This window comes from Sphingobium sp. B8D3A (genome assembly GCF_025961995.1).
Lineage (GTDB): Bacteria > Pseudomonadota > Alphaproteobacteria > Sphingomonadales > Sphingomonadaceae > Sphingobium.
The window spans coordinates 1364339-1389049 of sequence record NZ_JAOQOS010000001.1 but is presented as its reverse complement, the minus strand read 5'-3'; the positions used below and the strand labels follow the sequence as shown (position 1 = coordinate 1389049).

At 65.0% G+C, this 24711-nt stretch carries 30 protein-coding genes and 1 tRNA gene; 14 read left to right on the top strand and 17 right to left on the bottom strand.

All coding sequences use genetic code 11. The features are described 5' to 3' along the window. Nucleotides 1-56: 56 nt before the first annotated feature. The gene (locus M2342_RS06470; protein WP_264578482.1) at nucleotides 57-632 is read left to right on the top strand and encodes a MarR family winged helix-turn-helix transcriptional regulator; all 576 of its coding nucleotides are present in this window, start codon (nucleotides 57-59) and stop codon (nucleotides 630-632) included. Nucleotides 633-753: 121 nt separating this feature from the next. Here the strand turns inward: M2342_RS06470 and M2342_RS06465 are convergent. After that, nucleotides 754-839, bottom strand: a tRNA-Tyr gene (locus tag M2342_RS06465). Between the two features lie 103 nt (nucleotides 840-942). Between M2342_RS06465 and M2342_RS06460 the strand changes: the two genes are divergently transcribed. Genes M2342_RS06460 through M2342_RS06450 form a run of 3 tightly spaced genes read left to right on the top strand, consistent with a single transcriptional unit; the run spans nucleotide 943 to nucleotide 2917 of the window. Continuing rightward, nucleotides 943-1695: a TrmH family RNA methyltransferase gene (locus tag M2342_RS06460; RefSeq protein WP_181560175.1), complete on the top strand. Its 753-nt coding sequence runs from the start codon at nucleotides 943-945 to the stop codon at nucleotides 1693-1695. Between the two features lie 53 nt (nucleotides 1696-1748). Then, nucleotides 1749-2507: a hypothetical protein gene (locus M2342_RS06455; protein WP_264578481.1), complete on the top strand. Its 759-nt coding sequence runs from the start codon at nucleotides 1749-1751 to the stop codon at nucleotides 2505-2507. Continuing rightward, a complete protein-coding gene (locus M2342_RS06450) occupies nucleotides 2504-2917 on the top strand; it encodes a DUF2147 domain-containing protein (RefSeq protein ID WP_264578480.1) in 414 nt (137 codons plus the stop codon). Before M2342_RS06455 ends, M2342_RS06450 begins: the two co-directional genes overlap by 4 nt. Nucleotides 2918-2957: 40 nt before the next feature. Here the strand turns inward: M2342_RS06450 and M2342_RS06445 are convergent, their stop codons facing one another. Next, entirely contained in the window at nucleotides 2958-3275 is a 318-nt protein-coding gene (locus M2342_RS06445) for a 2Fe-2S iron-sulfur cluster-binding protein (protein WP_264570850.1), read from the bottom strand. A 94-nt stretch (nucleotides 3276-3369) separates the two neighbouring features. On the opposite strand from M2342_RS06445, the gene M2342_RS06440 reads away from it, so the two are divergent. After that, nucleotides 3370-3984 carry a DNA-3-methyladenine glycosylase family protein gene (locus M2342_RS06440; protein WP_264578479.1) on the top strand — a complete coding sequence of 205 codons (615 nt, stop codon included), beginning with the start codon at nucleotides 3370-3372 and terminating at the stop codon, nucleotides 3982-3984. Nucleotides 3985-4011: 27 nt separating this feature from the next. Here the strand turns inward: M2342_RS06440 and M2342_RS06435 are convergent, their stop codons facing one another. After that, entirely contained in the window at nucleotides 4012-4305 is a 294-nt protein-coding gene (locus M2342_RS06435) for a 4a-hydroxytetrahydrobiopterin dehydratase (RefSeq protein WP_264578478.1), read from the bottom strand. A 57-nt stretch (nucleotides 4306-4362) separates the two neighbouring features. On the opposite strand from M2342_RS06435, the gene ccmA reads away from it, so the two are divergent. Both ccmA and M2342_RS06425 read left to right on the top strand, forming a co-directional pair. Further along, nucleotides 4363-4977 (top strand): heme ABC exporter ATP-binding protein CcmA, encoded by a 615-nt coding sequence (gene ccmA / locus M2342_RS06430; RefSeq protein WP_264580005.1) that lies wholly within the window; start codon nucleotides 4363-4365, stop codon nucleotides 4975-4977. Further along, nucleotides 4974-5615 (top strand): heme exporter protein CcmB, encoded by a 642-nt coding sequence (locus tag M2342_RS06425; RefSeq protein WP_264570854.1) that lies wholly within the window; start codon nucleotides 4974-4976, stop codon nucleotides 5613-5615. Before ccmA ends, M2342_RS06425 begins: the two co-directional genes overlap by 4 nt. Before the next feature lie 191 nt (nucleotides 5616-5806). Here the strand turns inward: M2342_RS06425 and M2342_RS06420 are convergent, their stop codons facing one another. From M2342_RS06420 to coxB, 10 genes are all read right to left on the bottom strand, one after another. Beyond that, nucleotides 5807-6703 carry a class I SAM-dependent methyltransferase gene (locus tag M2342_RS06420; protein ID WP_264578477.1) on the bottom strand — a complete coding sequence of 299 codons (897 nt, stop codon included), beginning with the start codon at nucleotides 6701-6703 and terminating at the stop codon, nucleotides 5807-5809. A gap of 136 nt (nucleotides 6704-6839) precedes the next feature. Beyond that, complete coding sequence (gene thrC / locus M2342_RS06415; RefSeq protein ID WP_264573255.1) at nucleotides 6840-8243, bottom strand: threonine synthase; 1404 nt, start codon at nucleotides 8241-8243, stop codon at nucleotides 6840-6842. Between the two features lie 44 nt (nucleotides 8244-8287). Continuing rightward, nucleotides 8288-8926, bottom strand: a complete 639-nt coding sequence (locus M2342_RS06410; protein ID WP_264578476.1) for an SURF1 family protein — start codon at nucleotides 8924-8926, stop codon at nucleotides 8288-8290. Further along, nucleotides 8923-9351, bottom strand: coding sequence for a DUF983 domain-containing protein (locus M2342_RS06405; RefSeq protein ID WP_264578475.1), 429 nt, complete (start codon nucleotides 9349-9351; stop codon nucleotides 8923-8925). The genes M2342_RS06410 and M2342_RS06405 overlap by 4 nt, the downstream gene beginning before the upstream one ends. Before the next feature lie 137 nt (nucleotides 9352-9488). Next, the gene (locus tag M2342_RS06400; protein WP_181560186.1) at nucleotides 9489-10319 is read right to left on the bottom strand and encodes a cytochrome c oxidase subunit 3; all 831 of its coding nucleotides are present in this window, start codon (nucleotides 10317-10319) and stop codon (nucleotides 9489-9491) included. A 53-nt stretch (nucleotides 10320-10372) separates the two neighbouring features. After that, nucleotides 10373-10948 (bottom strand): cytochrome c oxidase assembly protein, encoded by a 576-nt coding sequence (locus M2342_RS06395; protein WP_264578474.1) that lies wholly within the window; start codon nucleotides 10946-10948, stop codon nucleotides 10373-10375. Between the two features lie 11 nt (nucleotides 10949-10959). Further along, entirely contained in the window at nucleotides 10960-11082 is a 123-nt protein-coding gene (locus M2342_RS06390; RefSeq protein WP_264570860.1) for a hypothetical protein, read from the bottom strand. Next, nucleotides 11079-12008, bottom strand: coding sequence for a heme o synthase (locus tag M2342_RS06385; RefSeq protein WP_264580004.1), 930 nt, complete (start codon nucleotides 12006-12008; stop codon nucleotides 11079-11081). The genes M2342_RS06390 and M2342_RS06385 overlap by 4 nt, the downstream gene beginning before the upstream one ends. 157 nt (nucleotides 12009-12165) lie before the next feature. Next, the gene (ctaD, locus tag M2342_RS06380; RefSeq protein WP_264578473.1) at nucleotides 12166-13836 is read right to left on the bottom strand and encodes a cytochrome c oxidase subunit I; all 1671 of its coding nucleotides are present in this window, start codon (nucleotides 13834-13836) and stop codon (nucleotides 12166-12168) included. 11 nt (nucleotides 13837-13847) lie between these two features. Further along, the gene (gene coxB / locus M2342_RS06375) at nucleotides 13848-14867 is read right to left on the bottom strand and encodes a cytochrome c oxidase subunit II (protein ID WP_264578472.1); all 1020 of its coding nucleotides are present in this window, start codon (nucleotides 14865-14867) and stop codon (nucleotides 13848-13850) included. 189 nt (nucleotides 14868-15056) lie between these two features. On the opposite strand from coxB, the gene pyrE reads away from it, so the two are divergent. Genes pyrE through lepB form a run of 4 tightly spaced genes read left to right on the top strand, consistent with a single transcriptional unit; the run spans nucleotide 15057 to nucleotide 17720 of the window. After that, on the top strand, nucleotides 15057-15635 hold the full coding sequence (pyrE, locus tag M2342_RS06370) for an orotate phosphoribosyltransferase (protein ID WP_264573260.1): 579 nt from the start codon (nucleotides 15057-15059) through the stop codon (nucleotides 15633-15635). Further along, nucleotides 15632-16390 (top strand): pyridoxine 5'-phosphate synthase, encoded by a 759-nt coding sequence (locus M2342_RS06365; RefSeq protein WP_264578471.1) that lies wholly within the window; start codon nucleotides 15632-15634, stop codon nucleotides 16388-16390. The genes pyrE and M2342_RS06365 overlap by 4 nt, the downstream gene beginning before the upstream one ends. Next, a complete protein-coding gene (gene acpS, locus M2342_RS06360; protein ID WP_264578470.1) occupies nucleotides 16387-16788 on the top strand; it encodes a holo-ACP synthase in 402 nt (133 codons plus the stop codon). The genes M2342_RS06365 and acpS overlap by 4 nt, the downstream gene beginning before the upstream one ends. Before the next feature lie 14 nt (nucleotides 16789-16802). Then, nucleotides 16803-17720 (top strand): signal peptidase I, encoded by a 918-nt coding sequence (lepB, locus tag M2342_RS06355; protein ID WP_264580003.1) that lies wholly within the window; start codon nucleotides 16803-16805, stop codon nucleotides 17718-17720. Between the two features lie 25 nt (nucleotides 17721-17745). Here lepB and M2342_RS06350 read toward each other — a convergent pair whose 3' ends face one another. Further along, a complete protein-coding gene (locus tag M2342_RS06350) occupies nucleotides 17746-18357 on the bottom strand; it encodes a TetR/AcrR family transcriptional regulator (RefSeq protein ID WP_264578469.1) in 612 nt (203 codons plus the stop codon). Between the two features lie 77 nt (nucleotides 18358-18434). Here M2342_RS06350 and M2342_RS06345 point away from each other — a divergent pair, with 77 nt between their 5' ends. After that, nucleotides 18435-18797 (top strand): darcynin family protein, encoded by a 363-nt coding sequence (locus tag M2342_RS06345; RefSeq protein WP_264578468.1) that lies wholly within the window; start codon nucleotides 18435-18437, stop codon nucleotides 18795-18797. Nucleotides 18798-18879: 82 nt separating this feature from the next. On the opposite strand, the gene M2342_RS06340 is transcribed toward M2342_RS06345, so the two are convergent. The 3 genes from M2342_RS06340 to M2342_RS06330 form a co-directional block, all read right to left on the bottom strand. Further along, the gene (locus M2342_RS06340) at nucleotides 18880-19446 is read right to left on the bottom strand and encodes an FKBP-type peptidyl-prolyl cis-trans isomerase (protein ID WP_264578467.1); all 567 of its coding nucleotides are present in this window, start codon (nucleotides 19444-19446) and stop codon (nucleotides 18880-18882) included. A 67-nt stretch (nucleotides 19447-19513) separates the two neighbouring features. Continuing rightward, nucleotides 19514-19720 carry a 30S ribosomal protein S21 gene (gene rpsU / locus M2342_RS06335; protein ID WP_181560196.1) on the bottom strand — a complete coding sequence of 69 codons (207 nt, stop codon included), beginning with the start codon at nucleotides 19718-19720 and terminating at the stop codon, nucleotides 19514-19516. 176 nt (nucleotides 19721-19896) lie between these two features. Beyond that, nucleotides 19897-21630, bottom strand: coding sequence for a bifunctional metallophosphatase/5'-nucleotidase (locus M2342_RS06330; protein WP_264578466.1), 1734 nt, complete (start codon nucleotides 21628-21630; stop codon nucleotides 19897-19899). A 174-nt stretch (nucleotides 21631-21804) separates the two neighbouring features. Between M2342_RS06330 and M2342_RS06325 the strand changes: the two genes are divergently transcribed. Further along, nucleotides 21805-22563 carry a class II aldolase/adducin family protein gene (locus M2342_RS06325; RefSeq protein WP_264578465.1) on the top strand — a complete coding sequence of 253 codons (759 nt, stop codon included), beginning with the start codon at nucleotides 21805-21807 and terminating at the stop codon, nucleotides 22561-22563. 58 nt (nucleotides 22564-22621) lie between these two features. After that, complete coding sequence (locus M2342_RS06320; protein ID WP_264578464.1) at nucleotides 22622-24709, top strand: prolyl oligopeptidase family serine peptidase; 2088 nt, start codon at nucleotides 22622-22624, stop codon at nucleotides 24707-24709. The last annotated feature ends 2 nt before the right edge of the window (nucleotides 24710-24711 follow it).

Here is a 24711-nt window from a genome sequence, read left to right as displayed (position 1 = left end):
GCGACTTTTTTGGGCGATCGCGCCCTTCCGGCAAGGTAACGAAGGAACGGCATCGCATGAAAAGCGCTCCCAAGACGGCAGGCAGCGAAGCTGAAATCTTCGGCAAGGTTCTGCCACCGAAATCGGGCTATCCTTCCCCGGACATGGCGCTGACCATCACCATTGTGATGCTGGCCCGTCGCTGGCGCGCGCTGGTCGATGAGAAGCTGCGGGATATCGGCCAAAGCGCATCGCGCATGGAGGCGATGTCCTCCATCGCCTATGCACCGCCCGGCACGACCCAGATCCAGATCGCCAAGCGCGTCGGGATCGAAGGCCCCACGCTGACCCGCACGCTGGACCTGCTGGAAGCCGAAGGGCTGGTGGAACGCCTGCCCGACCCCAGCGACCGGCGCAACAAGCTGATGCGCCTGACGGCCGAGGGCTATCAGACGCTGGCCCATATGCTCGAAATAGCCGCCAGCCTGCGCGCGCATTTGCTTGAGGACGTCTCCGAGGACAAGGTGCGGGAAGGCTATGACTTCTTCTCGATGCTGCTCCAACGCATCGAATCCGGGCTCGATCTGCCCGCCGACCAGATCGGCAAGCTGCCGGGATTCGCAAATGACGGACTGCCACCCGCCACCCGCTGACGATTTATGGGCTCGGATGGTCCGCGCCGGATAAGCGGGCCAACGGACAATGCAATCGACCGATTGCGCTGATTCAGGCTTCCGTCCCGGGGACGCGGTTTCAACTGATCATCATGGGAGATGGTGGAAGGGGCTGGATTCGAACCAGCGTACGCTCACGCGGGCAGATTTACAGTCTGCTGCCTTTAACCACTCGGCCACCCTTCCAGAGGCGCCTGACCCGGACGGCGGGGCCGTCAAACGGATTGGAGGCGGCTCAATGGCGAATGGGGCCTTGCCTGTCAATGCCATGGTGTGGAAAAGCGCACGCATGAAACGGGGACACAGAACAGGAAAGCCGAAAGGCGGGTATCCGAGGCTCTATGGGCGCCACGCCATCACGGCTGCGCTCGCCAATCCGGAGCGGGTGATTCGCAAAATCTGGGGCACGCGCGAGGCATTGGCCGCGCTCGATCTGCCGCCGGTGCTGCCGATCGTCTATTCGGACGTGGCGGATCTGGGCCGCATGGTGCCGGGCGACGCGCCGCATCAAGGCCTTGTGGCCGAGGTGGAAGCGCTGGAGGACATCTGGCTGGGCGATCTGCTGGAACAGGGCGTGCCGGATGAACAGGCACGCCGGCCGATCCTGGTGCTCGATCAGGTGACCGACCCGCACAATGTCGGCGCGATCCTGCGCTCGGCCGCGGCCTTCAATGCACTGGGCATTGTGACGCAGGACCGCCATGCGCCGCCCGAATCGGGCGTGATCGCGCGCGCGGCAGCCGGCGCGCTGGAAATTGTGCCTTGGGTACGGGTGGTGAACCTCGCCCGCGCGCTCGATGAAATCGCCGAAGCCGGCTATTGGCGCATCGCGCTCGATGGCGACGCACGCGATACGATCGCGGGTGCGCTGGACAATACCACCCGCGTCGCGCTTGTGCTGGGCGCCGAAGGTGAAGGTCTGCGCCTGAACAGCGTCAATCACTGCGACATGGTCGCTCGCCTGCCGATCAGCCCGCGCATGGAGAGCCTCAACGTTTCCAACGCCGCGGCAATCGCGCTATACGCCTGCATGACGCGCTAGGCGCAAGCCTGGCGCCGTGCCTCGCGGGGGATGAGCGATTGAAGAACCGGGCGATGATGACGCGCTGGCTGCTGGTGCTGATCGCGCCCCTGCTGCTTTCGAGCTGCCTGCTCGTGCCGACGCGATTCGCGGCGACGCTCGATATCAAGGCCGACCGCAGCTTCACCTTCGCTTATGTGGGTGAGGTGCAGCTTCTCAAGAGCAGTCCGTCCGACATGACCGACGGGCTGCTGGATGAAGACAATGCCGCAGACGACGACGCCACCGATGCCGCGACGGACGATGCGCAGATGTTCAAGATCGCCAGCCAGCCGCAAAGCAAGAGCGGGACTGCGGACGATGCCGATGCCGACGATGAAGCGCAACTCCGGCGTCTCGCCGAGGCGCTGAGCAAGGAATATGGCTACCGCTCCGCCCGCTACATCGGCGACCGCAAGCTGGCCATCGATTACCGGATCAGCGGCCGGCTCGACCATGGCTTCGTTTTCCCGTTCAACCCGGATGGGGAAGTCGTGCTGCCCTTCCTCGCCATAGAACTGCGCGGCAAGGATCGCGTGCGCGTGAAGGCTCCCGGCTTTGCCAATGATAGCGATGCCGCCGCCCTACCGATGGGCACGGCGAGCGGTCGTGAGAGCCCTGGCGGGCTGCTGGACGGCACGTTCACGCTGACCACATCGGCAGAGATCGTGAGCCAGAATCAGGAAGAAGGCGCCGAAACCATGAAGGATGGACAAAGACGGATCGTCTGGAAGGTCACCCCAGCTACCAAGGATTCACCGATGGCCGTGCTGCGCGTGGCGCCGTTGCCATGAGGTTGCACGCAAGCCTTGGGCTGCTGATCGCAAGCGCCGCTCTGGGCACCAGCACAGCCCTCGCGGCGGAAAGCGAATCGCTCGGCATCTGGACCAATCCGCAGCGCAGCGTGCAGGTGCGCGCGCATCGCTGTGGCACGGCGATGTGCGGGACGGTGATTCAAGCCAGCGAAAAAGCCCGCGCGGATGCGCGCAAGGGCGGGGTGGACAATCTGATCGGCGCGCGCCTGTTCAGCGGCTTCGTGCCCGAGAAGGAGAATGTCTGGCGGGGCAAGGTGTTCGTACCGGATATCGGCAAGACCTTTTCCGGCACCATCACCCTGGTCAACGAGCGGACGCTGAGCGCGCAAGGCTGCCTGATCGGCCGCATCGGCTGCCGATCACAGGTCTGGACCCGGGTGGATAACTAGACCCGGCGGGCGCCCCCTGGCGCGCACCGGGCCAAAGCGCTCAGTCTTCCGGCGCGATCGTGACGACCATGCCCTCAAGCTCCGGGCTGACCGGGATCTGGCAGGAGAGGCGGCTGGAGGCATTGCGATGCTCGGAGCTGTCGAGCAGATCGTCCTCGTCGCCCTTGAGCGGCGGGAGCTTGTCCGCATAAGCCTCGTCCACATAGACATGGCAGGTTGCGCAGGAACAGCAGCCGCCACAAATGGCCAGCAGTTCGTCGATTCCGTTGTCGCGGATCACTTCCATGACCGTGTGGCCATTCTGGGCCTCGATCTCGTGGCGCGCGCCGTCCCGTGTCACAACCGTCAATTGCGGCATTTTTATCTCCAAACCATGGTTTGGCTCGCTATGAGGGGCTGCTGGACAGAAATCAACCCGGCGACGCGCGCCGCTCTTTATCCTGGGACGAACCATGCTCGATGATGCCGCATTGCGGACTTCGCTGGATGCGCTGGCGGCAGATCAGCCCGCGATCGCGGCGTTGATCGAGCGGCTCGGTTACCCCCCGTCCCGCCAGCGCGAGCCGGGTTACGAAACGCTGCTGCGCACCATCGTCGGCCAGCAGGTGAGCGTTGCTGCGGCAGCCTCCGTATGGAGCAAACTGGAGGCCGCACTCGGCGCCGGCTGCGCGCCCGATGCCCTGCTGGCGCAGGATTTCGAGACGCTGCGCGCCTGCGGCCTCTCCCGCCAGAAGCAGGGCTATGCCCGTAGCCTCGCGGAACTGGTGGTCAGCGGCGGGGTGGATCTCCACGCGCTGCCGCAAGATGATGAGGAGGCCATTGCAGCGCTCGTGCGGATCAAGGGCATCGGCCGCTGGTCTGCGGAAATCTATCTGCTGTTCGCGGAAGGCCGCAGGGACATCTGGCCGGCGGGCGACCTCGCCGTGCAGATCGCGGTGGGGCAGATCATGGGCCTCGATGCGCGCCCGGCCGAACGCGAAACCCGCGCGCTGGCCGAAGCCTGGCGCCCGCATCGCAGTGCCATGGCGCTGATGGCCTGGCATCATTATAACACCCCGGTCTTCTGATGCGCCGCGCCCCCCGCCCCCTTCCCGTCAGAACAGCGCGTCGATCGCCTTGGCGAGGGCAATATCGCGCGCACTCAGCCCCCCGGCATCATGGGTGGTCAGGCGGATATCCACGCGATTGTAGACGTTCGACCATTCCGGGTGATGATCGGCGCGTTCGGCCAGCAGGGCGACCTTGCTCATGAACCCGAAGGCGGCGACGAAATCATCGAACCGCAGGCTGCGCGAAATGCCGCTGGCATCATCCGACAGCCGCCAGGCCGGGACGGTGCTGAGCGCTTGCGCGCGCTCCTCATCGGAGAGACGGGCGATCCTTGGCATGGCGGTCTCCTTTTCGAGTGGCCTCTTCTCATCCGCGCGCCCATGGACCGTCAAGCCATGAGCGGCGCGGCGCTCCGGCTGGAGGATGTCGCCTGCCTGCGCGGGGGACGGCTGCTGTTCGCCGGCGTCAATCTCAGCCTGACGGCGGGCGGCAGCGCCCAGATCGCCGGCCCGAACGGCATCGGCAAATCGAGCCTGCTGCGCATCATTGCCGGGCTCCTGCGGCCCTTTGCGGGCACCGTGACCTGCGAGGGCGCCGTGGCGCTGACCGACGAGCTCGATGCGCTGGACCGGGACCGCACGGTGCACGACGCCCTCGCCTTCTGGGCCAAGGTGGATGAGGCGCCATTCGCGCGCATCGACGCCGCGCTCGATGACCTCGCCATTGCACATCTGCGCGATATTCCGGTGCGGATGCTCTCCACCGGCCAGCGCAAGCGCGCCGCGCTGGCCCGCACGCTGATTACCGCGGCGCCGATCTGGCTGCTGGATGAGCCCGCCAATGGCCTCGACGTCGCCTCGGCCGCGCAACTCGGCACCCTGGTCGACGAGCACCGTGCGCGCGGCGGCCTCGTGCTCGCGGCCTCGCACATGCCGCTCGCGTGGACGCAGGATGCGGTGATCAACCTTCATGCGCCGGCCCCGGATGCGGGCGAGGAGCGCGACGCATGATCGGCCCGATCATCCTGCGCGACCTTGGCCGGGCCTGGCGAAGTGGCGGCATCTGGCTGCCGCTCGCCTTTCTGCTGCTGATTGCCGCGCTGTTTCCCTTCGCGGTCGGCCCCAATGCCACGCTGCTCAGCCAGACCGGCGGAGGACTGCTATGGGTCGCGGCACTGCTGGCCAGCCTGCTGCCCATCGACCGGCTGATCGAGCCGGACCGCGACAGCGGCGTGATCGACCAGCTCGTGCTGCGCGGCGTGGGGGAAGGCACGATCCTGTTCGCCAAGGGCGTCGCGCATTGGCTGAGCTTCGGCCCGCCGCTGCTGATCGCCGCGCTGCCGGCCGGGGCCCTGCTCAAGCTGGAGCCGGAGATGCTGCGGCTGGTGATGATCGGCCTAGCGCTCGGCACCCCCGGCCTTGCCGCGCTCGCCCTGCTGGTGGCAGCACTCACCGCCGGCCTGCGGGGCAGCGGCGCACTGACCGGCCTGCTGGTGCTGCCGCTGGCGGTGCCGATCCTGATCTTCGGTGCCGGCGCCCTGCAATTTGGCGGCGACAGCGCCCTCAAGCTGGTCGCGGCCTGCTCGCTGTTACTGTGTGTGGTGGCGCCGGTGGCCGGCGGCGCGGCGCTAAGGGCGGGACGGGATTAGGTAGGCGGGATTGAGGGGCGCGGCATACCAGGCCTTCCCTCTTCCCCGTTCGTGTCGAGCGAAGTCGAGACACCAAGCACAGCGCTAGACGTGTCTCGACTTCGCTCGACCCGAACGGAAAGGTGGGCAGTTTTACGCAGGCGCTTGCGGTGCGCTGACTCTACGAGCGAACCCCTCCCCCCGAAAGCCCCTCAGTCCCGCGTCCAGCGCGCCCAGATTGCGGTGGGGAGCAGCAGCCCCCGTGCCTCCTCCCGCACGGCCAGCTCGCCGCATTCGATCCGTCCTGGCAGATCGCCCAGATGCGCGCGGAGCAGTTCACCGATTGCCAGGGCGGACATGCGCACGGCGTAGACCGTGAGGAACAGGAAGCGGCTCTCGCCATCCAGCAAGCGGCGGCAATCGGCGATCAGGCCGGGCAGGTCTTCCTCAAGCCGCCAGATCTCGCCATCCGGCCCCCGGCCATATTTGGGCGGATCGAGCAGGATGCCATGATAACGCCGCTCCCGCCGCACCTCGCGTGCCACGAATTTGGCGGCATCGTCGATGATCCAGCGGACCGGATTGCTCTCCATGCCGGAGAGCGCCGCATTGGCACGCGCCTGTGCCACCGACTTCTTCGAGGCATCGACATGCACGCACTGCGCCCCGGTGGCGGACAGGGCCAGCGTGCCGACGCCGGTATAGCCGAACAGGTTGAGGAAATGGGGCGCTTCAACGCCGTGCAGCCGCTCGCGTGCCCATTGCCAGACCGGCGCCATGTCCGGGAAGAAGCCGAGATGGCGAAAGGGCGTGCAGCTTGCCTGAAAGCGCGCCTCCTCCCAGCGTAGCGGCCAGCCATCACGCGGCACGGGCTTGTCGAAATGCCAGCGCCCGCCGCCATCCTCGTCCGATGCCGGAATGAAGCTGCCATGCGCATCCCAGTCGGCCTGCGCCGGCTGCCACATCGCCTGCGGCTCCGGGCGGATGAAACGATAGGGGCCGTAGCGCTCCAGCTTGCGGCCGGCGCCGCTATCGATGAGGCCGTAATCGCCCCAGGGCTCGCCGACCATTGTGGTGAGTGGGAGGGCGGGTGGCAGGGTTATAGACATCTATCCCCTCCCCTTCAGGGGAGGGGTCGGGGGGTAGGGGCGACGCAGAGCATCGCTCGCGCAGCGCTCTGGAGCCGACGTAGCCGACACCACCCCAACCCCTCCTCTAAAGAGGAGGGGCTTCAGAAAGGACGTCCTACCCACGGCGCGGCGTGGCGCGTTCCGCGATATATTCGGTCACCGCCTCGAACGTACCGGGCAGCGTCACATAGCGCTCCTCGCGCCCGAACAGATCGCCCACGCGTGACGGCAGCGAGGGACGCACGCCGGTGGCGCGTTCCACGGCATCGCGGAACTTGGCGGGATGCGCCGTCGCCAGCGTCACCACCGGCACGGACGGATCGAGCGGCACGGCATGGGCCGCCGCGAGGCCGACCGCGCTGTGCGGATCGATGACCTGAGAGGCCGCATCATAAGCCCAACGCATCGCCCGCGACATGTCGTCGCCATCGACGCGCGCGGACGAGAAGAGCTTGGACGCCCCGTCGCGCTGCGCGTTCGTCAGGCGCATGGCCTTTGTCGCCTCGAATCCCTTCATCTGCTCGGCCAGCGCCAGACCATCGCGCCCGCCAAGATCGAACAGCAGCCGCTCGAAATTAGAGGAGACCTGAATGTCCATGCTGGGCGTGGCCGTCGGCACGACGCCTTCCTGGCTGTAGTCGCCCTGCGAGAGCGCCCGGTGGAGAATGTCGTTCACATTAGTGGCGACGATCAGCCGCTCGATGGGAAGTCCCATGCGCGCTGCGACATAGCCGGCAAACACGTCGCCGAAATTGCCGGTCGGCACCGAAAAGGCAACCTGCCGATGCGGCGCGCCGAGGCGCACGCCGACATAGATATAATAGACCACCTGCGCCACGAGTCGCGCCCAGTTGATGCTGTTCACGGCCGACAGATCGAAGCGGCCGGCGAACTCGGCATCGTTGAACATGCGCTTCACCAGTGCCTGCGCATCGTCAAAGCTGCCCTCGATGGCGATGTTGTGGACGTTCGGCGCCAGCACCGTCGTCATCTGCCGGCGCTGCACGTCGGACACGCGATCTGCGGGATGGAGCATGAAGATGTCGATCTTCGCACGGCCCGCAACGGCATCGATCGCCGCCGAGCCGGTGTCTCCCGACGTCGCGCCGACGATGGTCAGATGGGTATCGCGGCGGCTGAGGAACTTCTCGAACAGCAGGCCGAGCATCTGCAGCGCAACGTCCTTGAACGCCAGCGTCGGCCCATGGAAGAGCTCAAGCAGCCAGTGCTGATGATCGAGCTGCACCAGCGGTGTCACCGCGGCGTGGGAGAAGCGGCCATAAGCCTGCGTGCACAGTTCGCGCAGTTCGTCTTCGCTCAGGCAATCGCCCACGAACGGGCGAATGACGCGAACGGCAGTCTCGACATAGGAGAGGCCGCGCATGGCCTCCAGCTCGTCGGCGGAAAAGCTGGGCCAATGCTCGGGCAGATACAGCCCGCCATCGCTCGCCAGCCCTGCCAGCGTTGCGCCCTCGAAATCCAGCGCAGCCGCGCGCCCCCTGGTGCTCACATATTGCATGACCGGCCCTTAGCCTTGTGGCTGCCGTAGCGCAACGGAGTGGATTAACCCTCGCGCGGTTCGCCCCGCCAGCGCTTGCGCAGGGCGAGCGCATAAATCACCAGCGCGATCGTGGCGAACAGGAACCACTGCACCGCGTAGGAGCGGTGATTATTGGGCACCGACGATGGATCGGGCGGCGCGGAGGCGAGCAGGCCGGGCGCCGGCTCCTCCGCGACGATCATCAGCCGCAAGGGCGATGCCTCGCCCTGCACCCGGGCCATCAGTGAGGAATTGTCCGGCTCATGGGTGGCTGTGCCAGTCACCGGGCCGCCCTGCCAGTCGGTCTTGCCGTCCGGTCGCACGCTCACGCCCATGTCCACCACAAGCCCCGGCCCTTCGGCACCGGTCGCGCAATAAGCGATGTGCCGCCATCCGGTCTCGCCGCTGCGCGCCCGACCGCCGATCACCTGCCAATCGACCACGCGCAGGCACTGGGCCGCGAGACGGCGGAACATGTAGCTTTGATCGGTGGGGTTCTGCCGGGGATAGGCCGTGAGCGGCAGATGCAGATTCGCGCGCCAGGCATCCAGCGCGGCCTCCTTCTGCTGGGCGCGACCGATCTGCCAGATGCCCAGCGCGATCATCACGGCGACGGCGAGGCCGACCAGCACGGTCGGCACCAGCGGCACGCGGCGGCTCATGGCGTGCCCTCGCCCGGCTGACGCGCATCGGCAATGCGCCCCTCGCGCGCCTTGTTGCGATATTCGATGATCAGCAGTGCTGCCTTGGACAGGCGCAGACAGCCTATGACCAGCGCGGAGGTGAGCGGCACCCAGAGCAGGATATGCACCCAGAATGGCGGATCGGCGGCCAGTTGGACCATCAGAGCCAGCGCCGTGACCAGCCCGCCGACGATCAGAATGAGGAAGGCCGCAGGGCCATCCCCGACATTGAACGCGGCCAGATCCAGCCCGCAGGCCCGGCAGCGCGGCGCGAATCGCACCCAGCCATCGAACAGCGGCCCCACGCCGCAGCGTGGGCAGCGGGCCTTGACGCTCGCCTGGACCAGATAAGCCGGTGTGACCGCGGCAGCCTTTTGCGCCTCTGCGGGCTTAGTCTCGCTCATCCAACCTGTCCTTCGCAAATGCCGCATGCCGGAAACGAAGCGACGCGCGGAAGGGCTTTCCGCGCGTCGCCTTTGCTATCGATAAATGAGGAGCGAGCATGGGCCTTGGCGCCGCACATGCCGTGCTCCCCGGCCGATCAGCCCGCGTGCATCGGAGCTCCCCAGCCGCCCCACACATAGATGGAGACGAACAGGAACAGCCACACCACGTCGACGAAGTGCCAGTACCAGGCCGCCGCCTCGAAGCCGAAGTGCTGGCGCGGCGTGAAGTGACCCTTATAGGCCCGCACCTGGCAGACGATCAGGAAGATCGTGCCGACCAGAACGTGGAAGCCGTGGAAGCCGGTCGCCATGTAGAAGGCCGAGCCATAGGGCGTCGTGCCGAAGGCGAAGGGTGCGTGAGCATATTCATAGGCCTGCACGCAGGTGAAGACGATACCGAGGATGATCGTGAGCCACAGGCCCTTCTTCAGGCCGTCCCGGTCGCCGTGGATGATCGCGTGGTGCGCCCAGGTGATGGTGGTGCCCGAGCAGAGCAGGATCAGCGTGTTGAGGAGCGGCAGTTCGAAGGGATTGAGAACCTCAATGCCCTCGGACGGGAACAGGCCGTCAATCGGCGGCAGGGCCGTCGGGAAGAGGCTGAAATCGAAGAACGCCCAGAACCAGCCCACGAAGAACATGACTTCCGACGCGATGAACAGGATCATGCCGTAGCGCAGGTGAAGCTGCACGACAGGCGTGTGATCGCCGGCATGCGCCTCCCGAATGACATCCGCCCACCAGAAGAACATGGTGGCGAGTACGCCGGCCAGACCCAGGAAGAAGCCCGCGCCGCCCCAGCTGCCCATTTCAGAGGGGTGCATCCAGGCAACGGCACCCAGCGCCATCACCAGGGCCGACATCGAGCCCATCAACGGCCAGAAACTGGCGGGGAGAATGTGATAATCGTGATTCTTGGCGCCGGCCATATCGTATTCCCTGTATCTAAGCGCTTTATCCGAACGCTCGTTTGCGCGCTTCTTTAGCTCTGGTCGTCCGGCTTCTCAACCGGATAGAATGTGTAACTCAACGTGATTTCCTGGACGTCCTTGCCGTCAGAATCATCAAGGAACGCCTTGTCGACGTAGAACAGCACGGGCATCCGCACCTGCTGCCCCGGCTGCAAGGTTTGCTCCGTGAAGCAGAAGCACTGCACCTTGCTGAAATATTTGCCGACATATTCGGGCGTCACGTTGAACACGGCGCGCCCGGTGACCGGCTTATTCGAGGTGTTCTTGGCGATGAAGATCGCCATCGACTTGCCACCGACGCCCACGGTCACGCGGCGCTTCTCGGGATAGAATTCCCACGGAATGCCGCCGCGGATATTCGAGTCGAACCGAATCGACAGCTGCCGGCCCTGCGTCTGCAGCGAGACCGCCTTTGCGGCCTCAGCGGCGTCGACGCGCTGGGTAGTGCCGCCGAAGCCGGTAACCTGACAGAATAGGCGGTAGAGCGGGACCGCCGCGAAGCCGAGGCCGAGCATCGCCACCGCCACCAGCGCCGCCAGCAGGGCTGTCTTGCGGTTACTTACGCGCTTTCCGGCAATCGTCGTCATCGCACCGCTCCTCAGGCCATTTTCGCGATGGTGATCGCAAAGAACAGCACCACCAGTGCGGCGAGAATCCACGCCATGATGCGCGCCCGCGCCCGCTGGCGCTCCTGAATGAGTTTCTGGTCTTCAGGGGTCATGCCGCAAACACCCAATGGTCGACGACAACCGCGCCGAAGAGCAGGAAAAGATAGAGAACCGAATATTTGAACAGCCGCCGCTCCGGCTTCATCTGGGCCGGATCGCTCTCCCGGCGCAGCGAGACCTGCAGGGCCATGGCCGCGAACACCGCCGTCGCCAGCAAAGCGGTCACGCCATAGATCGGGCCGGTCAGCCGCAGGACCACCGGCGCCAGCGCGGCGACGCCCATGATGCTGGTATAGCCCAGGATCTGGCGGCGGGTGGTCACCTCACCGGCCACCACCGGCAGCATCGGGATGCCGGCATTGGCGTAATCCATCCGCACGAACAGCGCGAGCGACCAGAAGTGCGGCGGGGTCCAGAAGAAGATGAGCATGAACAGAGCGATCGGCAGCAGCGCCACATCGCCCGTCACGGCCGCCCAGCCGATCAATGGCGGAAAGGCGCCGGCCGCACCACCGATCACGATATTCTGCGCCGTGCGTGGCTTGAGCCAGATAGTGTAGATGAACACATAGAAGAGGATCGACGTCGCCAGGATGCCGGCGGCAAGCCAGTTGGTCGCAAAGCCCATCAGCAGCACGGAAAAGGCAGCGAGGCCGACGCCGAAATGCAGCGCCGTTTCCCGGCTCATCCGGCCGGCCGGCAGCGGACGACCTGCGGTGCGTTTCATCTTCGCGTCGCGGTCGACCTCATACCATTGATTGAGCGCACCTGCCGCACCGGCGCCGAGAGCGATGCAGAGAATGGCGGTAAAGGCGAGCACCGGAGACAGGCTGCCGGGTGCGACCAGCAATCCGCACAGGCCGGTGAAGACCACGAGCGTCAGCACGCGCGGCTTGGTCAGCGCGAGCAGATCGCGCCAGTCCGCCGGGAGCGGAACCGTCGACCCGCCAAGCGGAGACTGTTGTGGCGCGGTGCCCATGATCGATGCCTTGCTCGCCAAAACCTCTGACCTTGCGTTCAGTTCAACTCGTCAGTTCATATCGCAAGCGGGAGCGCTTGCGCGCCCCCGATCGCCATCTTGTCTGTTCAAGCCGCCACCCTGAAGACGGCGGCTCGCGGGTGAAACCCGCTGTCGATCAATCGATGACCGGCAGAGTTTCGAACTGGTGGTACGGCGGCGGGCTGGACAGCGTCCATTCCAGCGTCGTGGCACCCTCGCCCCACGGATTGGCAGCGGCCTTCTTGCCGGCCAGCAGCGAGATGAAGACGTTCACGAAGAAGATCAGAACGCCCACGCCCATGATCGCATAACCGAACGAGGCGATGCCGTTCCAGTAGGCCAGCGCATCGGTGTAGTCCGGCACGCGGCGCTGCATGCCACTCATGCCCAGGAAGTGCATCGGGAAGAACATGATGTTCACGCCGATGAAGAACACCCAGAAGTGGAGCTGGCCCAGGAACTCGCTGTACATCTTCCCGAACATCTTCGGGAACCAGTAGTAGAAGCCTGCGAACAGCGAGAACACCGCGCCGAGCGACAGCACATAGTGGAAGTGCGCGACCACATAATAGGTGTCGTGGAGGTTGTCGTCGATACCGCCATTGGCGAGCACGACGCCGGTCACGCCACCAACGGTGAACATGAAGATGAAGCCGAGCGACCAGACCATGGGCGTCTTGAAGCTCATCGAGCCGCCCCACATCGTGGCGATCCACGAGAAGATCTTCACGCCGGTCGGCACCGCGATGACCATGGTAGCCGCCGTGAAGTACATCTTCATGTTCACGGTCATGCCGGTGGTGAACATGTGGTGCGCCCACACGATGAAGCCGACGACGCCGATGGCGACCATGGCATAGGCCATGCCGAGATAACCGAAGACGGGCTTGCGACTGAAGGTGGACACGATCTGGCTGACGATGCCGAAGCCCGGCAGAATCATGATGTACACTTCGGGGTGACCGAAGAACCAGAACAGGTGCTGATAGAGAACCGGGTCGCCGCCGCCGGCCGCGTCATAGAAGACGGTGCCGAAGTTACGATCGGTCAGCAGCATGGTGATGGCCGCGGCCAGCACGGGCAGCGCGAGCAGCAGCAGGAAGGCGGTGACCAGCACCGACCACACGAACAGCGGCATCTTGTGGATGGTCATCCCCGGTGCGCGCATGTTGAAGATGGTGGTGATGAAGTTGATCGCGCCCAGGATCGAGCTGGCGCCGGCGATGTGCAGCGAGAGAATCGCCATGTCGACCGCCGGACCAGGGCTGCCGCTGGTGGACAGCGGGGCATAGACGGTCCAGCCGGTGCCCGCGCCATTGCCGGTGCCGCCGGGCACGAAGGCCGAGCCGAGCAGGAGCAGGAAGGCAGGGATGAGCAGCCAGAAGCTGATATTGTTCATCCGCGGGAAGGCCATGTCCGGCGCGCCGATCATGATCGGGACGAACCAGTTGCCGAAGCCGCCGATGATCGCCGGCATCACCATGAAGAACACCATGATGAGGCCGTGGGCCGTGATCAGCACGTTCCAGAGGTGATAGGCCTGATCGATCGTCGCATCGGGACCGTCCGCGAAGGTGGCCCAATGCTGGAGATACTGAATACCCGGCTCAGCCAGCTCGAGACGCATGAGGCCCGAGATGGCGCCGCCAATGACGCCGGCCATGATCGCGAAGATCAGGTAAAGCGTGCCGATGTCCTTGTGGTTCGTCGACATGAACCAGCGGACGAAGAAGCCCGGCTTGTGATCGGCATCATGATCGCCATGGGCGTGCGCCCCGTGGAAATCGTCTGCGGTTGTGGTGCTCATCTTGGAAGTCCTCAGGATGCAGTCGCGGGCGCCGCAGCGGGCGTCTCGGCGTTGGCGGGAGCAGGAGCGGCGGCAGGTGCTTCGGCGGCAGCGGCAGGCGCGGCTGCGTCACCCGGCATCTGGCCACCCTGTGAGCGGACCCACTGTGCGAACCGCTCGGGGCTCACCGCTTCGATCGAGATCGGCATGAAGCCATGGCGTGCACCGCACAGCTCCGAGCAGACGCCGTAATAGACGCCTTCCTTCTCGATGGTGAAGGTCTTCTCGTTGAGGCGACCCGGCACAGCATCTTCCTTCACCCAGAAGGCGGGAATCGAGAAGGAGTGGATCACGTCAGCCGCGGTGATGATCGCCTTGATGGGCACGCCGACCGGCAAGACGACGCGATTGTCGACGCCAAGCAGACGGGGCTCGCCACGCTTGAGCGCTTCTTCGGGCGGCAGCATGTTGGAGACATATTCGCCGATGCCGAGATCGGGATACTCATAACCCCAGTACCACTGATAGCCGGTCACCTTGAGGGTGATGGCGTTGGCCGGGGCCGGTTTGAACTGCTTGGCCAGCAGGTCGATCGACGGAATGGCGATACCGATGAGGATCAGCACCGGCGCCAGCGTCCAGACGATCTCGATCGCCGTGTTGTGCGAGGTGCGCGAGGGCACCGGGTTGGCGGCGCGACGATAGCGCACCACGACCCAGAGCAGCAGCCCGAGCACGAACAGCGAGATAACCGTGATGACCGGCAGCAGAATCACATTGTGCATCCACAGCGCATAATTGCCCGTGGAGGTCACCTGCTTCTGGAAGGTCGTCTCGCCCACGGCAGGCTGGCCGATGCCTTCAATCGGCGCGGCATGATCGAACGCCGGCGCGGCGGGAGCTGCGGGCGCAGCGGCGGCGGCCGGTGCGGCTTCCGCAGTCGACGCCGCGGGCGCAGCAGCCTGTTCTGCCTGCCCGAAAGCGGAAGATGGCGCGAGCGTGCTCAGTCCGAGCGCGATCGCCACCATGAAGCCATTGATTCTTCTAGTCATGCGGTCGACCTGCCTTCAATTTCAGGCCGCTAGCGAAAGACATCGACTGCGGCCCCCCTCATTGATCTTGCGGCCCCTATACGCAGCCAGCCTCCCAGCCTCAAGCGCAGAAATTGCCCGAATGCCAGCCGTTGATTGTCAGCCCGTCCGCCGCTATCTGCGCCGCTCTATATAAGAGGTCGCGGAAACATGACAGAATCGGAAGTGCTCGCTGAATTTCGCGCCTGTGACGCGCTGCTCCAGGGGCATTTTCTGCTGTCCTCGGGCAAGCACAGCGCCAACTATCTGCAGTGCGCGCGCGTGCTGATGAATCCCGAGCGCGCCGGCCGCATCGCCGTTGCGATCGCCCAGTCTATCCCGCGTGATATTCGCGCCGCCATCGACGTCGTTGTCTCGCCGGCGATGGGCGGCATCATCATCGGCCACGAAATGGGCCGGGCGCTGGGCTGCGATGCGCTGTTTCTCGAGCGGCCGCAGGGCACCTTCTTGTTCCGTCGCGGTTTCTCGCTAACACCCGGCCAGAAGGTGTTGATGGTCGAGGACGTCGTGACGACCGGCCTCTCCTCCCGCCAGGCGATGGAAGCGGTGCGCGCGGAAGGCGGCGAGGTCATCGCCGAAGCCGCCGTGGTCGATCGCTCGGCCGGCGAGGCCAATCTCGGCGTGCCCTTCTTCCCGCTCGTGAGCCTCAACTTCCCTGTGTACGACGCTGACGATCTGCCGCCCGAACTGGCAGCGATCCCGGCGACCAAGCCGGGCAGCCGGGCATGACAGCAATGGCGGACCAGTGCGGCCGCCACCTGCGCCTGGGCGTCAACATCGATCATGTGGCGACCATCCGCAACGCGCGGGGCGCCTCCTACCCTGATCCGGTTCGCGCCGCCCTGCTCGCGCAGGAAGCCGGCGCCGACGGCATCACCGCACATTTGCGCGAAGATCGCCGGCACATCACGGATAAGGACATTGCGCGCCTGTCCGCCGAGTTGGAGATCCCGTTCAATTTCGAGATGGCGGCGACACAGGAAATGCTGGAGATCGCGCTGCGCCATAAGCCGCACGCCGTCTGCCTCGTGCCGGAGCGCCGCGAGGAGCGCACGACCGAGGGCGGGCTGGATGCGGCCGGGTTGCACAATCACCTCGCGCCCATGGTGGATCGGCTCGGCGAAGCGGGCTGCCGCGTCTCGCTGTTCATCGAGGCCGATCCGCGCCAGATCGATGCGGCGCTGCGCCTCAAGGTGCCGGTGGTGGAATTGCACACGGGCAAATATTGCGAGGTCGAAGGCCCCGAACAAGCTGCGGAACTTCGCCGCATCACCGACATGGCAGCACTGGCCGCCAAGAACGGCATCGAGCCCCATGCCGGCCATGGCCTGACTTACGAGAATGTCGCGCCGATCGCAGCGATTCCGCAGGTCACTGAACTCAATATCGGCCACTTCCTTATCGGCGAGGCGATCTTCTTGGGCCTGCGCGACAGCGTGGCGCAGATGCGCAGGCTGATGGACGAGGCGCGCGGCCAGGCATGATCGTCGGCCTGGGCTCTGATCTTTGCAATATCGAGCGAATCCAGGCTTCTCTGGACCGGTTCGGAGCGCGATTCGAGCATCGGGTGTTCACCGATCATGAAATCGCCCGGGCCAATCGGCGGCCATTCACCAAGGCGGGCACATTGGCCAAGCGCTTCGCAGCCAAGGAGGCCTTCAGCAAGGCAGTCGGCACCGGATTCAAGGCCGGCGTCTTCATGAAGGACATTGGCGTCGTCAATCTACCCTCCGGCGCACCGACGCTTGCCCTCACGGGCGGCGCCAAAGCGCGACTGGATGCCTTGACCCCGCCCGGCGCCAGCCTATTTGTTCACCTGACATTGACCGACGATCATCCCTGGGCGCAGGCGTTCGTCATTCTGGAGGCGCGCTTTCCGTGACGGATGAGGCATCGATCAAGGCGCAGGAAACGCGCCGGAAACGCGCTGACAAGAAGACCGATTGGGTCGGCGAGATCAAGAGCATCGTGTTGCTGCTGGCGGCGGTGCTGGCGTTCCACAGCTTTGTGGCCAAGCCTTTCTACATCCCGTCCGAATCGATGATGCCGACCATGTTGGTGGGCGACCGGCTCATCGTCTCCAAATATGCCTATGGCTGGTCCTACGTCTCCCCGACGATTCCCAATCCGGCAGCGATCCTGCGCACGACGTTGCTCGGCGGACCGCCCGAGCCCTGGGGTGTCACGCTGCCATTCATGAACGGGCGCGTTTGGGGCAAGATGCCCGAGCGCGGCGACATCGCGATCGTGACGCCGCAGAACAGCAACGAGGATTATATCAAGCGCGTCATCGGCCTGCCCGGCGATCTGCTGGAAGTGCGCGACGGCGTGGTGATCCTCAACGGCAAGCCGGTGAAGCAGGAAGCCCTGCCCGCCATGCGAATGCCGGTGGACGCCAATAGCCGGTGCGATCCGCGCCAGTTCCCCGGCGCGCTTGAGGCACAGCCGGATGGCACGCAGGTGTGCGTGCTCCCGGTGCTGCGTGAGACGCTGCCCAATGGGCGCAGCTACACGATCATCGACATGGGCGCACGCGAGACCGACTGGTACGGCCCAGTGCGCATCCCTGCCAGCCATGTGTTCCTGATGGGCGATAACCGCGACAATAGCGCGGACAGCCGCGTCTCCGCCGCAATGCAGGGCCTTGGCGGCCCGGTGCCTTGGGAATCGCTGGGTGGCCGCGCCGAATTTATCACCTTCTCGCTCGACGGCTCGACGCGGCTCAATCCGGCCACCTGGATCAGCAGCTTCCGAAGTGGCCGGGCAGGGATGTCGCTGCACCCTGAAGAGACAGCAGGTTCCGCGCAGCGCTAAGCGCTTTTGCGGTAAGAGCGGCTCTTCACCGACAGCCGAGATAGCCGCGCACGGCACGGCCGACGCGTTCTTCCAGACCGGGCCGGTCCAGCTCTCCATGCGCACCAGCCGCGTCGACCATGCCCTTGATGATCGCGAGCATATCCTGCGCGGCAAGCGCCGTATCGGCGTGGGGTGGAAGATCCGGGCGCTGTAACACGCCGGTGACGATCTCGCGGAGCCGCACGCTCACCGCGTGAACTGCCGGATCGAGCGGCAGCCGCGCCTCCTCGATATCAAGAAGGCGCGCCAAAACGGGGCGCCGGAGTTGATGCGCGACCGCTGCTGCGATCAGCAGAGCCAGCGCCGCCTGCCCCGTCTCGGCCGTTGTCGCCGCCTCCCAATCGGCGATCAGCAGCGCGGCTTCCCGCAAAATCAGCGCGCCAATCAGGGCGTCCTTGCCCGGAAAGTACTGATACAGCGACCCGATGCTGACGCCGGCACGTTCGGCAACGGCATTGGTGGTCAGTCCGCCGAGTCCCTTTTCCTCCAGAATGCGAGCCGTCGCTTCGACGATGGCCTTTACCGTCTCCAAAGAGCGGCTCTGCCGCGGCGATTTTCTGGGGATGGAGCGCTGCTGGGAAGGGATGTTGGTCATGACGTCAATGCGAGTAGCCAATCTTGAGCATTTGCTCGCATTTAGTCCGCGCAGACACAGACTGACAAGGACCTACCATGACTCATGCAAGCCTTTCGATCGAACCCGCCCTCACCGTCTTCATGCTCGTCAAGACGTCGCCGGAGTGGCTCGGCTTTCCCGTCGATCAGCGTTTCGCGCTGCTGGGTGAGCAATTCGCGCCCATTTTGCGCAAGCACGCCGGCAAGGTTGCGCTGCGCTTCTTCGACGTGGAGTTCTACGCGACGCGCGTCACCGACATCTGGATGTGGGATGCGATCGACCACCACGCCTATCAGTTGCTGGTCGAGGACCTGCGGGAAACAGCCTTTTGGGACCGTTATTTCGATATCGTCGAAATTCTGACCGGTGTCGAAAATGCCTATGCCAAGAATTATGGCCGGCCGGTCATTGGCGGATGAGGCGTTCAGCCGGGTGACGGCCCAGATGCCGGGCCGGGAATGGGATGTGTGAAGCGGGCGTCGGATCGGCGCCCCTTCGCCATCAGGGCTGCGGCATCTCCGGCGCGCCCGGCGGCATCGCGCCCGGGCCACCCGGACCTCCGCCCTGCTGCTGCATCATCTGCTGCATCTGCATCATCTGCTGGGCCTGCATGACCTCGGCACGGGATTTGAACTCAAGCAGCTTGATCTCGAACTGCAAGGGCGTGTTCGGCGGGATGACGCCGCCCGGAGGGGGGCTGTCGCCATAAGCCAGCTCGGCGGGGATCCATGCGCGAATGCTGCCGCCGCGCTTGAGCAGGGTCACCGCCTCGGCAAAGCCGGGGACCAGCGACTGCAGGTCCATCGGCGCGCTCTCATTCTCGTCGAACACCGTACCATCGGGCAGCGTGCCCTTATAGGCCACGAGCGCAAAATCATCGAGCGTGGGGCTTTCGCCCGACCCTTGCGTGATCATCTGATAGCGCAGGCCGCTGGCGGTATGACCGAACTGGCGGCTGCCGGCCCAGGCCAACACCGCCGCAACGGCCAGCACCAGCACGACCGCAAGCCAGAAACGACGAACCGAACCGCGCCGGATGGGCTGCAAGGGAACCGCCGTGACGGACATGGGCCGTGCCTCTTCTTATTGAAACCGGGAGAATCAACAGGGCCGCAAACGCGGCCCTGAATGCACCTTAACGGGCGCCGTCGCGCTCGGCGCGCTTGCGCTCCAGCTTGCGGGCACGACGGATGGCCGCAGCCTTCTCGCGCGCACGCTTCTCGGAGGGCTTCTCATAGTGACGACGGAGCTTCATCTCGCGATAAACGCCCTCACGCTGCAGCTTCTTCTTGAGCGCCCGCAGCGCCTGGTCGACGTTGTTGTCGCGCACGATGATTTGCATAAGCTCGTCAGTCTCCAGTTCTATCGCTTGTCCGCAGGGACCGGAGCACACTCCGGACGCGGTATCAATCTGCCTAAAATAACATACGCCGCGACAATCTGCCACGGCGGAACGGGCTGCCCTTATCAGGGTGACCTTACCGGATCAAGACCGGAAAGGCTTGGAAAAGGCCACAATCATTGCGGTGTGACATTGCGGATGCGGTCCAGGGCAGGTGGGCCGCGATACGAGTCGCTGGCGATATACACCTCCAGCGCGTCCACATCCACCGGCCCTTCGGCCAGCACCGGCGCCGGCGCGAACAGCCGCAGCCCATCACCGCCCTGCGCGATGAAATTGTTCATGGCGACCCGATAAGTCCCCTCGTCTCGCAGCGCCGCGCCATTCAGGCGGATGTTGAAGACGCGTGCGCCGGCGGGACGGCTGGCGTCGAATTCATAGCTGAATCCCCTGGAAACGCTGAGAATCGACGGGCGATCGCCACGGGTGAACTGCTGCTCCAGCGCGGCACGGATGTCTGCGCCCGAGAGCTGCTTGACGAGCACCACATTGCCGAAGGGCTGCGCGGAGTAGAGATCGCCAAAGCGCACGCTGCCATCGGCCAAGGGCGCGATAGGCGCGCGGAGCCCACCGGGATTCATGAGGGCCAGCTGCGCCCCGCCCCGCTCCGGCGCTTGCACGGAGGCCAACTGCGCATCGGCGATGAAGTTGCCGAGCGTGCTCTGGCCGCTCACATCGGCGATCTGGGTCAGGCTGCCGGCCAGCTTGCCGACGACTCGGTCGCTCACGCTGGAGGCCGCCGTGCGATAGCGGGCCACGAGATCGGTCAGCTCGGGCTGGGCGACAGGCGCATCCTCGCGCTGCTCCACAAGAAGGTTCTCGGCCCGCTTATCGACCAGCCGATGTGCGGCGACATCATAATCGAGCGTGATGCGGGTGAGAAGCGTGCCATATTGACCCGCGCTGGTGGCGAGCAAGGGCCGGCTGGCATCAACCGTACCATAGCGGCAGACATAGGCCTGATGGGTATGGCCGGAAATCACCAGATCGAAAGCAGGATCGAGCCGCGCCATGATCTGCGGCAGCGGTCCGGAGAGCGAGCCGCAATTGCCGGGATCGCCCTCCCCACCCGGATAGCCGCCTTCGTGGATCAGCAGCACCAATATCTCTGCCCCGGCCTGCTTGAGCGCGGCGACATAGCTGTTGGCCGCCTCCGCTTCATCGAGGAAGCGCAGATTGGCGACACCGCTCGGCGCAACAATCTCCGGCGTGCCCTTGAGCGTGACGCCGACGAAACCGATGGTCACCGTCTTGCCGCCAGCGAGGGCAAAGCGCTTGAGGCCATAAGCCGGGAACAAGGTCTGCCCATCGGCCTGCTGCACGTTCGCCGCAAGAAAGCCAAAGCGCGCGCCCGGGAAATCGCTCATTACCTGGCAGGGCTGCAACCGCGTGAACTGCGTGCAGCCGCCGGTCTGCATCCGGCGCAGCTCGTCCGGCCCGCGATCGAACTCATGATTGCCCACCGAGTTGAAATCGACGCCGACCTTGTTCATCACGCGGATCGTCGGCTCATCGAGGAAATGGCCGGAGATGAGCGGCGAGGCGCTGATCATGTCGCCGGCGGAGACCACGGCGCTGTTGGGATTCTCGGCCCGCAGGCGGGAGACGGCCTGTGCGAAGTGGATCGCCCCGCCCGCTGCCGTGCGCGGCGCATCGGCTGCGGCGCCCGGCGGGAGTACGGTCTGCCCGACAGTATCGATATGGCCGTGAAAATCATTGAAGGCGATGATCTGCAGCCGCGCAATACTGTCGCCAGCCGGGGATGCGGGCCGCTGCGCCGTCTGTGCGCAGGCGCCGAGCAAGAGAAGGCCCAGCGGGAGGCTGGCGCGGATCATCGAGGAAAATTGCATCGTCACTCGTCCATAGCTGGCGAAAAGCGGGTCTCTGTTAGCAGATGCTCCGGGTCATCGCAGTGACAGCGGCACAGGCCGCCGCCTTTCACTCGACAACCCGCCCTCTCCCGCGCATCATCCAAGCCATCGCCCCACGAGACCCAGGAGGGTCCGGCGCAAGGAGAGAGGATCATGGCCACCGCCGCCCAAACACACCCGATGAGCGATGCCAAATGGCAGGCCCGCCAGCAACTGGCCGCCTGCTACCGCATCTTTGCGCATATGGGCTGGGACGAACTGATCTATAATCACATCTCGCTGCGCGTGCCGGGCGAAGAGCAGGCGTTTCTCATCAACCCTTTCGGCCTCCATTATTCGGAGGTCAAGGCATCCAATCTCGTCAAGATCGACATTGACGGCAACACGCTGGATGGCAGCCCCCACCCGGTCAACCGCGCAGGCTTCGTGCAGCACAGCGTCTTCCACCGCCATGTGCCGGATGCGCATTGCATCATCCACACCCACACCACGGCGGGCATGGCCGTCTCGTCTACGCAGGAAGGGCTGCTGGCGACGAACTTCTATGCCGGCTTCCTGGTCGGCAACATCGCCTATCATGATTTCGAGGGCGTGACGGTGCGGCCGGAGGAAGGCGCGCGTCTCGTCGCCAATCTGGGCGACAAGCGCTTCATGATCCTGCGCAACCATGGCTTGCTGGTGATGGGCCAGACGTTGCCGGAGGCATTCCTGCGCTATTTCGTATTCGAGCGGGCTTGCGAGATCCAGCTGGCGACCCGGCAGGCGGGCACGCCGCTCATCATCCCGGACGAGGTGCTGGCCGTGCACAAGCGCGACATGTTTTCGGCCATTCCGGCCGAGCGGTTCGGGATGCTCGACTTTGCCGCGATGGTCCGCGTGATCGACCGGATCGACCCGAGCTGGCGCGACTGAGCATTGCTCCGGCACGCCGCTGGTGGCAATCAGGGGCGTGTTTCCGGGAAGATTCTCCATGAAGGTATTGGCAATGGCGGCTGCGATCACCCTCGCAAGCGGAACGACAGCGCTCGCGCAGGACGACCCCTTCCTCTGGCTCGAGGACTGGCATGGCGAGAAGTCCATGGCCTGGGTGGAGGCGGAGAATGCGCGCACCGTGAACGTGCTGCAGAACGACCCGAACTACCCCGGCATGGTGAAGGACGCGATCGCCATCGCCACCGCGACCGACCGCATCCCGATGCCGAGCCTGATCGGCGGGCGCATCTATAATTTCTGGCGGGATGCCGCGCATCCGCAGGGCATCTGGCGGCACACCAGCGCCAGCGAGTATGCGCAGGCCAGCCCGCGCTGGACGACCGCGCTCGATCTCGACGCGCTGAGCAAGGCCGAGGCGAAGAAATGGGTGTGGAAAGGCGCGAGCTGCCTAGAGCCGGATGAGCGGCGTTGCCTGATTTCGCTCTCTGACGGTGGCGAGGATGCCACCGACATTCGCGAGTTCGATCTCACCACCGGCGCCTTCGTCAAGGGCGGTTTTGCGCTCTCCACATCGAAGCAGGGTGTCGACTGGGTCGATGCCGATACGCTCATCGCCTCGCGCGACTGGGGCGAAGGCACGCTGACGGCATCGGGCTATCCGTTCGTCGTCAAGACCCTGAAGCGCGGCGCGCCGCTGAGCGATGCCACAGAGGTGTTTCGCGGCGCGAAGGAGGATGTCGGCGTTTGGCCGGCGGTGCTGAACGATGGCGCGGGCAATCGCGCGGTGATTCTGGTGCGCTCGCGGACCTTCTTTGAGAATGATTACATCCTCGTCACGCCCCAGGGCGTCCGCAAACTGCCGCTGCCGGCGAAGTCCACACTCTCGGGCATGATCGCCGGCCGGGTTATCCTCAAGACCAGCGAGCCTTGGCGCAGCGGCGGCGTGGACGTGCCGACCGGTAGCGCGGTAGCGATCTCTCTCGATGATCTGCGCGCCGAGCGGACGCTGGTGCCCCAAATATTGTTCGCGCCGGGTGCCCGGCAATCGGTCGAACAGGTCGCCACGACCCGCGACCATGTCATCCTCGCCACCACGGACAATGTGCGTGGCCGCGCCGCCGTATTGACGCCGACCGCGACGGGCTGGACATCGAACGCGCTGACCCTGCCCGACAATGCCTCCATCGGCATCGCGGCGGCCAGCGACCGGGACAATGCGGCCTATCTGTCTGTCACCGGTTTTCTTCAGCCGACAACGCTCTGGCAGATCGATGCCGCCAAGCCGGCGCCGGTGCAGGTGAAGGCCCTGCCTGCCCGCTTCGATGCCAGCGGGCTGGTGGTCGAGCAGTTCGAGGCCAGCTCCACTGACGGAACGAAAATCCCCTATTTCATCGTCCACCGCGAGGGCATGGCGCGCGATAGCAGCACGCCCACGATCATGACGGCTTATGGCGGGTTCGAGGTTTCCTACACGCCGTCCTACTCCGCGCTGATCGGCAAGCTCTGGCTGGAGCGGGGCGGCAGCTTCGTCATCGCCAACATCCGTGGCGGCGGGGAGTTCGGACCAGCCTGGCATCAGGCGGGGCTCAAGACCAAGCGCCAGATCATCTATGATGATTTTGCGGCTGTGGGTCAGGACATCTTCGCGCGCAAGCTCTCCAGCCCCAAGAAGTTCGGCATCTTCGGCGGCTCCAATGGCGGGCTACTGATGGGCGTGGAGTTCAACCAGCATCCCGAGCTGTGGAATGCCGTGGTCATTCAGGTGCCGCTGCTGGACATGCTGCGCTTCGAGCAGATCGCCGCCGGGCCGAGCTGGGTCGATGAATATGGCAGCGTCTCGGTGCCGGAGGAAAAGGCGTTTCTCGAGACGATCTCGCCCTACCATAATGTGGTGAAGGGCAAGGCCTATCCCGAGCCTTATATCTGGACGACGACCAAGGACGACCGCGTCGGCCCGCAGCACGCCCGCAAGTTCGCGGCGCGGCTCAAGGATTATGGCATCCCCTATCTCTTCTACGAGGATACAGCAGGCGGCCATTCGGGTGATGCCGACATCGAGCAGAGCGCCCGGCTGAAGGCGATGGAGATGGTCTACTTCACCCGCAAGCTCGTCGACGGCAAGTGACG

Excerpts from the sequence above, each read along its gene's own strand:
- M2342_RS06470 (WP_264578482.1), top strand. The coding sequence starts at position 57 with ATGAAAAGCGCTCCCAAGACGGCAGGCAGCGAAGCTGAAATCTTCGGC.
- M2342_RS06460 (WP_181560175.1), top strand. The coding sequence starts at position 943 with ATGAAACGGGGACACAGAACAGGAAAGCCGAAAGGCGGGTATCCGAGG.
- M2342_RS06455 (WP_264578481.1), top strand. The coding sequence starts at position 1,749 with ATGATGACGCGCTGGCTGCTGGTGCTGATCGCGCCCCTGCTGCTTTCG.
- M2342_RS06450 (WP_264578480.1), top strand. The coding sequence starts at position 2,504 with ATGAGGTTGCACGCAAGCCTTGGGCTGCTGATCGCAAGCGCCGCTCTG.
- M2342_RS06445 (WP_264570850.1), bottom strand. The coding sequence starts at position 3,275 with ATGCCGCAATTGACGGTTGTGACACGGGACGGCGCGCGCCACGAGATC.
- M2342_RS06440 (WP_264578479.1), top strand. The coding sequence starts at position 3,370 with ATGCTCGATGATGCCGCATTGCGGACTTCGCTGGATGCGCTGGCGGCA.
- M2342_RS06435 (WP_264578478.1), bottom strand. The coding sequence starts at position 4,305 with ATGCCAAGGATCGCCCGTCTCTCCGATGAGGAGCGCGCGCAAGCGCTC.
- ccmA (WP_264580005.1), top strand. The coding sequence starts at position 4,363 with ATGAGCGGCGCGGCGCTCCGGCTGGAGGATGTCGCCTGCCTGCGCGGG.
- M2342_RS06425 (WP_264570854.1), top strand. The coding sequence starts at position 4,974 with ATGATCGGCCCGATCATCCTGCGCGACCTTGGCCGGGCCTGGCGAAGT.
- M2342_RS06420 (WP_264578477.1), bottom strand. The coding sequence starts at position 6,703 with ATGTCTATAACCCTGCCACCCGCCCTCCCACTCACCACAATGGTCGGC.
- thrC (WP_264573255.1), bottom strand. The coding sequence starts at position 8,243 with ATGCAATATGTGAGCACCAGGGGGCGCGCGGCTGCGCTGGATTTCGAG.
- M2342_RS06410 (WP_264578476.1), bottom strand. The coding sequence starts at position 8,926 with ATGAGCCGCCGCGTGCCGCTGGTGCCGACCGTGCTGGTCGGCCTCGCC.
- M2342_RS06405 (WP_264578475.1), bottom strand. The coding sequence starts at position 9,351 with ATGAGCGAGACTAAGCCCGCAGAGGCGCAAAAGGCTGCCGCGGTCACA.
- M2342_RS06400 (WP_181560186.1), bottom strand. The coding sequence starts at position 10,319 with ATGGCCGGCGCCAAGAATCACGATTATCACATTCTCCCCGCCAGTTTC.
- M2342_RS06395 (WP_264578474.1), bottom strand. The coding sequence starts at position 10,948 with ATGACGACGATTGCCGGAAAGCGCGTAAGTAACCGCAAGACAGCCCTG.
- M2342_RS06390 (WP_264570860.1), bottom strand. The coding sequence starts at position 11,082 with ATGACCCCTGAAGACCAGAAACTCATTCAGGAGCGCCAGCGGGCGCGG.
- M2342_RS06385 (WP_264580004.1), bottom strand. The coding sequence starts at position 12,008 with ATGGGCACCGCGCCACAACAGTCTCCGCTTGGCGGGTCGACGGTTCCG.
- ctaD (WP_264578473.1), bottom strand. The coding sequence starts at position 13,836 with ATGAGCACCACAACCGCAGACGATTTCCACGGGGCGCACGCCCATGGC.
- coxB (WP_264578472.1), bottom strand. The coding sequence starts at position 14,867 with ATGACTAGAAGAATCAATGGCTTCATGGTGGCGATCGCGCTCGGACTG.
- pyrE (WP_264573260.1), top strand. The coding sequence starts at position 15,057 with ATGACAGAATCGGAAGTGCTCGCTGAATTTCGCGCCTGTGACGCGCTG.
- M2342_RS06365 (WP_264578471.1), top strand. The coding sequence starts at position 15,632 with ATGACAGCAATGGCGGACCAGTGCGGCCGCCACCTGCGCCTGGGCGTC.
- acpS (WP_264578470.1), top strand. The coding sequence starts at position 16,387 with ATGATCGTCGGCCTGGGCTCTGATCTTTGCAATATCGAGCGAATCCAG.
- M2342_RS06350 (WP_264578469.1), bottom strand. The coding sequence starts at position 18,357 with ATGACCAACATCCCTTCCCAGCAGCGCTCCATCCCCAGAAAATCGCCG.
- M2342_RS06345 (WP_264578468.1), top strand. The coding sequence starts at position 18,435 with ATGACTCATGCAAGCCTTTCGATCGAACCCGCCCTCACCGTCTTCATG.
- M2342_RS06340 (WP_264578467.1), bottom strand. The coding sequence starts at position 19,446 with ATGTCCGTCACGGCGGTTCCCTTGCAGCCCATCCGGCGCGGTTCGGTT.
- rpsU (WP_181560196.1), bottom strand. The coding sequence starts at position 19,720 with ATGCAAATCATCGTGCGCGACAACAACGTCGACCAGGCGCTGCGGGCG.
- M2342_RS06330 (WP_264578466.1), bottom strand. The coding sequence starts at position 21,630 with ATGCAATTTTCCTCGATGATCCGCGCCAGCCTCCCGCTGGGCCTTCTC.
- M2342_RS06325 (WP_264578465.1), top strand. The coding sequence starts at position 21,805 with ATGGCCACCGCCGCCCAAACACACCCGATGAGCGATGCCAAATGGCAG.
- M2342_RS06320 (WP_264578464.1), top strand. The coding sequence starts at position 22,622 with ATGAAGGTATTGGCAATGGCGGCTGCGATCACCCTCGCAAGCGGAACG.